Origin of the sequence: Xenorhabdus sp. PR6a (assembly GCF_028599065.1) — a bacterium.
GTDB classification, from domain to species: domain Bacteria; phylum Pseudomonadota; class Gammaproteobacteria; order Enterobacterales; family Enterobacteriaceae; genus Xenorhabdus; species Xenorhabdus doucetiae.
This window is the reverse complement of record NZ_JAQRFJ010000049.1, coordinates 23059-29058: the sequence shown is the minus strand read 5'-3', so window position 1 is coordinate 29058 and position 6000 is coordinate 23059. Positions and strand designations below refer to the sequence as shown.

2 protein-coding genes are annotated in these 6000 nt (G+C 41.5%); one reads left to right on the top strand and one right to left on the bottom strand.

Going from position 1 to position 6000, the window contains the following annotated elements; all coding sequences use genetic code 11:
• The first annotated feature begins 558 nt into the window (after positions 1 to 558).
• The gene (locus tag PSI15_RS13165) at positions 559 to 2181 is read left to right on the top strand and encodes an ABC transporter substrate-binding protein (protein WP_273583920.1); all 1623 of its coding nucleotides are present in this window, start codon (positions 559 to 561) and stop codon (positions 2179 to 2181) included.
• 131 nt (positions 2182 to 2312) lie between these two features.
• Here the strand turns inward: PSI15_RS13165 and PSI15_RS13160 are convergent, their stop codons facing one another.
• Positions 2313 to 5993 carry an SbcC/MukB-like Walker B domain-containing protein gene (locus PSI15_RS13160; protein WP_273583919.1) on the bottom strand — a complete coding sequence of 1227 codons (3681 nt, stop codon included), beginning with the start codon at positions 5991 to 5993 and terminating at the stop codon, positions 2313 to 2315.
• Positions 5994 to 6000 lie beyond the last annotated feature (7 nt).

Here is a 6000-nt window from a genome sequence, read left to right as displayed (position 1 = left end):
AAAGACGTTGAAAGGAATCAGAAATATCAGAGTCTCAGCATTATGAAAAGGCATTTAGCCTGTTTTCTGTAGAGAATAAATTTTTCATAAAATGTATCCTGTATGTTTTCTCACTAATGGAATGAATAGAGATAAGAATAATGATTTCTTTACTCTTCATACTTCAAGATGCATTTATTATCTTTCCGCGGCGCCGGAAGAGAAGATTATAAGCTGATTTTTTCTTGTGAGCTGCAACTTGAAGTTTATAAAATATAGATTTAAATCTATTGATTATCAGTATTTATAATTTATGGTTTAAATTTTATTCGCACTAAAAGTATAGTATAAATAAAGATGCTTTCAACATGAAAGCAAAATTTTCTTTGACTTTTAATTTAATTTTTTGATTTTATTAGAATATATGTTTTTTGCCTGTATATTTCAAATGAATTGATTTTTTGTAACTCATGTCTTACGAAATTATTTTTAAAAGAATAAAATGGATCTGTTTCCATCAGGAATACAAAGAATTTTCTCAATAATAAAACCACATCACAGCAATAAAGGGAAATAACTATGTTAAATAAAATTAGCTATAAAGAAATGAGAATATTAATCTATTCTATAAGTATGGTATTAGGCAGCATCACGCCGTCTTATGCCGCCGTTATTCCACCTGGCACACAATTGGCGGAAAAACAAGAAATTGTCCGCAATAATGGTGCAGAGCCTGCTTCACTGGATGTCGATAAAGTTGAAGGTAATATTGCAATAAATATTATCCATGATTTTTTTGATACATTAGTAGACACGAATAAACAAGGTCAGATTATACCTAAACTGGCTGCGAGCTGGGAAATGAAGGACAATAAAACGTGGATTTTCCATTTAAGGAAAGGGATCAAATGGTCTGATGGAACTCCCATTACCGCTCATGATGTGGTGTTTAGCTGGCGGCGTTTGACAGATCCAAAAACGCTTTCTCCTTATGGTAGCTATTTTGTTGATGCTTCTGTGATGAATGCTAAAGAAATTTTAGCTGGCAAGAAAAAAGTGGAGGAGCTTGGTGTTAAAGCCTTGGATGATTCAACGTTAGAGGTAAGACTAGAGAAACCCGTTGGATATTTTTTACAGATGCTGGCGTTCACGATTTCTTCTCCGGTTAGCGAAAAAGTCGTTAAAAAATATGGGGATAAATGGACTCAACCTGAATTTTTTGTTTCTAGTGGCGCATTTAAGTTAGCTGAATGGAAAGTGAATGAAAAAATTGTTGGAGTAAGAAATCCTTATTATTGGGACAATAAAAATACCGTTATTAATAAAGTGACTTATCTTCCTCTTTCGTCAGAGACCTCAGATTTGAACCGCTATCTGGCCGGGGAGATAGATATTACATTTACGATCCCATTGGAATCTTTTGCATCATTAAAGAAAAATATGAGTTCACAAATTCATATTTCACCGATACTGAGTACATATTACTATTCACTTAATAATAAAAATCCGCTGTTTAATGATATTAGAGTCAGACAAGCGTTAAATCTGAGCCTGGATAGAAATATTATTGCTAATAAGATCGTAGCTCAAGGGCAAATACCTGCTTATACAATTTTACCACCCGGAATTGGTGGTTTTAAATTCAAACAACCTGACTATGCATCATGGACACAGGCTCAATGTGACGAAAAAGCCAAACAATTATTGAATGAAGCAGGTTTTAATAAAAATCATCCTCTTAAATTCAGCTTGATTTATAACTCAAACGACTTGCATAAGAAAGTTGCGATTGCAGCAGCCTCTATGTGGAAAAAGAACCTTGGTGCTATTGCAAATATACAAGCTGAAGAGTGGAAAGTGAAGCTGGAAAGCGAGCATCAAGGGAAATATGATGTCATTAGATCTGGATGGATTGGTGATTATAATAGTCCTGTCTCTTTCTTTAATATATTTACAACAAATCAGACAAATAATAGTTCATTTTACTCTAATAAGGATTTCGATAATTGGACTCGTAAAGCCGGAGAAACGAATAAGCAAGAAGATTTTCAAAAGGCTCTTGATATTATCACCAAAGATACCCCTATCATTCCTGTTTATTATTATGTCACTGCACAATTGGTTAAACCTTATATTGGCGGTTATTATGCTGATCTTCTGGGACAGATATCTACCAAAGATCTTTATGTCATTAAGCATTGAATTTTGAATTAAGAGCCTGCTTTAGCGGGCTCTCCATATTTATTGCAGTGCCTTACTGGCAGCCAAGGCTAAAAAACCACTGCGGCTGCGATATTCGGGGTGCTGTGTTACTTTCGCATCAATACGGTTCATTAACCTCGAAATTCTGGTGCTAATTGACTGCATCCCAAGCCATTCTTTTTTTCCACTTTGATCTGCACGGGGATGCGTTCTTTCAAGGCGTCTACGTGGCTGATAACGCCAATGGTTTTTCCTGATGCATTAAGCTGATCCAGTGCATCCAAGGCGATATCAAGGGTTTCGGCATCAAGTGTGCCAAAGCCTTCATCAAGGAACAGGGACTCTATTTGTGTCTTGTTACTCACGAGGTCAGACAAGGCGAGCGCAAGAGCGAGGCTGACCAGAAAACTTTCTCCGCCGGAAAGGGTTTTGGTATCCCTAATTGCATCCGCTTGCCAGATATCAACGACTTGTAATTCCAGCCCGCCGTCATCTTTGCGTTGCAAGTGGTAGCGCCCATGTAATTTTTCCAATCGGATATTTGCCAGATGCACGAGGTGATCCAAGGTCAGGCCTTGGGCAAAACGGCGGAATTTAGCGCCATCGGCAGAGCCAATAAGATTGTTGAGGTAACTCCAGTCATCATATTTTTGTTGTAACAGTGCGATCTGTGCCAATAACCCTTGTTGTTGCTGACGGCGAGTGGTATCGCTGTTTAACAGGGTTCTGACTTCACCTTGTTGCTGGTTGTTGTGTTTCAACTTGGTGGTAACGTCAGTTAATAGGGCGGATAACTGTTGAGGCTCATATTGATTAAGCAACTGCGGCTGTGTTTCTGTATGTCGCTGTAAGGCGACTTCTGATTCATGGTGCCGTGTTTGGGCTTGCCATTGTTGTTGTTCAAGTTTTTCTTGTAACTGTTGTAATTTTTCCCGTTGTTCCGGTTCCAGCAAAGCGCGTTCAAAAGAGAATTGATCAGGAAAGCCTTGCTGTTCTAAGCCTGCTTGGAAGTGTCTGGCAGCAAGTTTGTAGTTTGCTTCGGCTGTGATATGGCTTTTTTCTATTTCACTGGCAGCACCGGTTAATTGGCTCAATTGGTTTTGCATTTTTTGCAGATGGAAAGCGGCCTGTTTGTAAGCAGCTTCCAGTTCATGGGTTTTTTGCTGCAAAGCCTGACGGACGGCAGCAATGGATTGTTCGCCAAATAAACGATGACGCTCCTGGCGTGTTTGTGCCAATAACTGTTTTTGTTGTTGCTGTTGTTCATGCAAAGTATGAAGTTGGGCGGTGAGCTTATTTTTTTGCTTGTCCAACTCACTCAGTTTGCTTTGCAGGGCGGCTTGTTCTGTTAGTAGTTGCTGCCATTTTTCACGTGAATCATGGTAGTTTTTTAATTCTTGCTCACGTTGTTGCAGCCAGTTTTCTATTTCCTGATGGGCGGGAAGGGTGAAAGGTGTTGGCTGTAATTCCGTGTTTAACTGTTGTGCTGTCGCCGCGTAAGCGGCTGCGAGTTGTTGAGCTTCTGCCGTCTTTTCTGTTCGTTGTTTTTCGGCTGAATCCTGTTTGAACGTTTCCAGTTCAATACGCTTTTCACATGCCTGATATTGCTCTCGGTTGGCAGCCAATGCTTTTTCGGCTGCCTGATGGTCTTTTTCTGCCTGTAACAGGGCTTCCTGTTGCATTTGATGTTGGTGATAAGCCGATTGTCGCTGGCTGATAAAATGATTAACCGCCTCTGCATCTATGGGTAATTCTGTCACCTGCAACTGCTGACAATGGTGTTGCCACTGTTTCACCCATTCCGTTAATTTAGCATTGCATTGGGCAATATTTTGCTGCAATTGTTCGCCGTGCTGCTGTTGATGTTGCTGTTTTTGCTGTAGGGTTGTGCGATTTTCTTGAAGTTGATCGAGCTGTTGGCGCAGGGTTTTCAAGCGCTCTTCTGAATGCGGCAGGGCAATATTCCGGTATTCGCTGATTAAAGGATGATGCGTTGAACCGCAAAGCGGGCAAGATTCACCTTGTTTTAATTGTGCTCGTTCTTTTTCCAGACTGACTATCCGTTGTTCCAGACGAATTCGGTGGCTGAGATCGTCATAATGTTGTTGCTTGTCTGCCCATTGTTGATTGAGGATGGCGATCTGATCAGGCAAGGCTTTGACCAATGCTTGGGATTGTGTCAATTGGCTTTGATCGGCCGAGATCGTCCTCTGTAACTGCTGGATCTGTGGAAGTAAGATCGCCAGTTGGTTCTGTGATGCCAGTTGTTTCTGGTAGTTTTCTAAAGATTTCTGTAACTGTTCCGGCGGATGTTTGTGCTGCAATGTTGTGAGTTGGTTTTCCGCTGCGGCAAGGTTATTGCCCAGTAGTTGGCTTTGTGCTTGTTGGTTAGCCAATTCGGCCTGCAATGTATGTAGATAATCCGTTGTACGGGTCAGCTCCGAGGTAATTTGTTGGGTACTTTGGGTAAGCTGGTTTATTTTCTCTTGCCGCTCTTGCTGGCGAGTGAATAGCTGTTTCCATTCAGGTAGTTTGCTGTCCAGATTGCGGTAATAAGGATGCTGCTCATCGTAAGATGCCAACGCCTTTTGTTCATTATTTAAAGCCGTTATTTGATTCTGTGTGGCTTGGTATTGGGATGAAATCTCTGTGAGATCGCGGTCTTGCTCGGCAATCTCTTTTTCGAGTTTCATCATTTCTTTGGATTGAACATCAATTTTATGATCGAGCGGTATAATTTGCTCTGAGATGAGCTTTTCTTGCTGATCTTGATACTGTTGGTGCTCTTTCCGTATTTTTTCCTGTTGTGCCAATTGCTGTTCGGCAGGTTGCAGCATTGCCAGTTGTTGTTGGTGTTCATGCTCTATTTTTGTGCGTTGTTCCGTGAGCCACTGTTTTTCATGGTGTGCCCGGTTTTGTGCATCCCATAATGGACGGATTTTCTCTGCCGGTTCGCTGGCGGCAAGTTGTTGTAATTGAGGTTGGGCTTCTTGAATGGCGTGCTCAGTCTGTTGCAAAAGTGAAGCATTGCTTGCCCGTGATTGCTGGAGTTCATCTTGCCGAAGCAGCCACTGTTCGGCCGTTTGCAATGCCTTTATTTGTTGGCTGAGTTGGTTTTCTTCAGCCACAAGCTGTTGTTGTTGGTTTTGATATGCGTGTTGCTGTTCTGGCGTGAGTAATTCAATGGAAGAGGCTTTGGCCTGATGGATATTCAGTTCAGAGTGTGCCTCTTTATGGCGTTGGTAAATTTCCTGGGACAGAATGCCGTAAATTTCTGTGCCGGTTAGCTCTTCCAGTAGATCTGCCCGATCGGTATCCTTTGCATTTAAAAATGCAGCAAAATTCCCCTGTGACAACAGCATGGATTTGGTAAAACGGCTAAAATCCAGCCCGGTTATTTCGGAAATTTTTTCTTTTTTCTCAGGGATCTTATCCGCCAAGATTTTTCCCTCTTTTTTGAGAGCCAATTCTCCTTTTGGTGCTTGGAGCTTGCCATTTGCCTGATTGCGGGCGCGGCGCTGGCTCCAAAATGCCCGATAAGCGACGCCTTTGACTTCAAATTCTACTTCAGCAAGGCATTCGGCGGTATGGCGGGTCATTAATTCATTTTGAGAAGCAGAAATGGTGTTGAGCCTTGGTGTTTCATGATAAAGGGCGAGGCAAATGGCATCCAGTAAGGAGGTTTTTCCTGCCCCTGTTGGGCCGGTGATGGCAAATAATCCATTGCTGGCAAAAGGTTCTGCCGTAAAGTCAATTTTCCATTCGCCTTGCAAGGAATTGATATTTTTCAGCCGTAAGCTAAGAATTTTCATGGTGCGT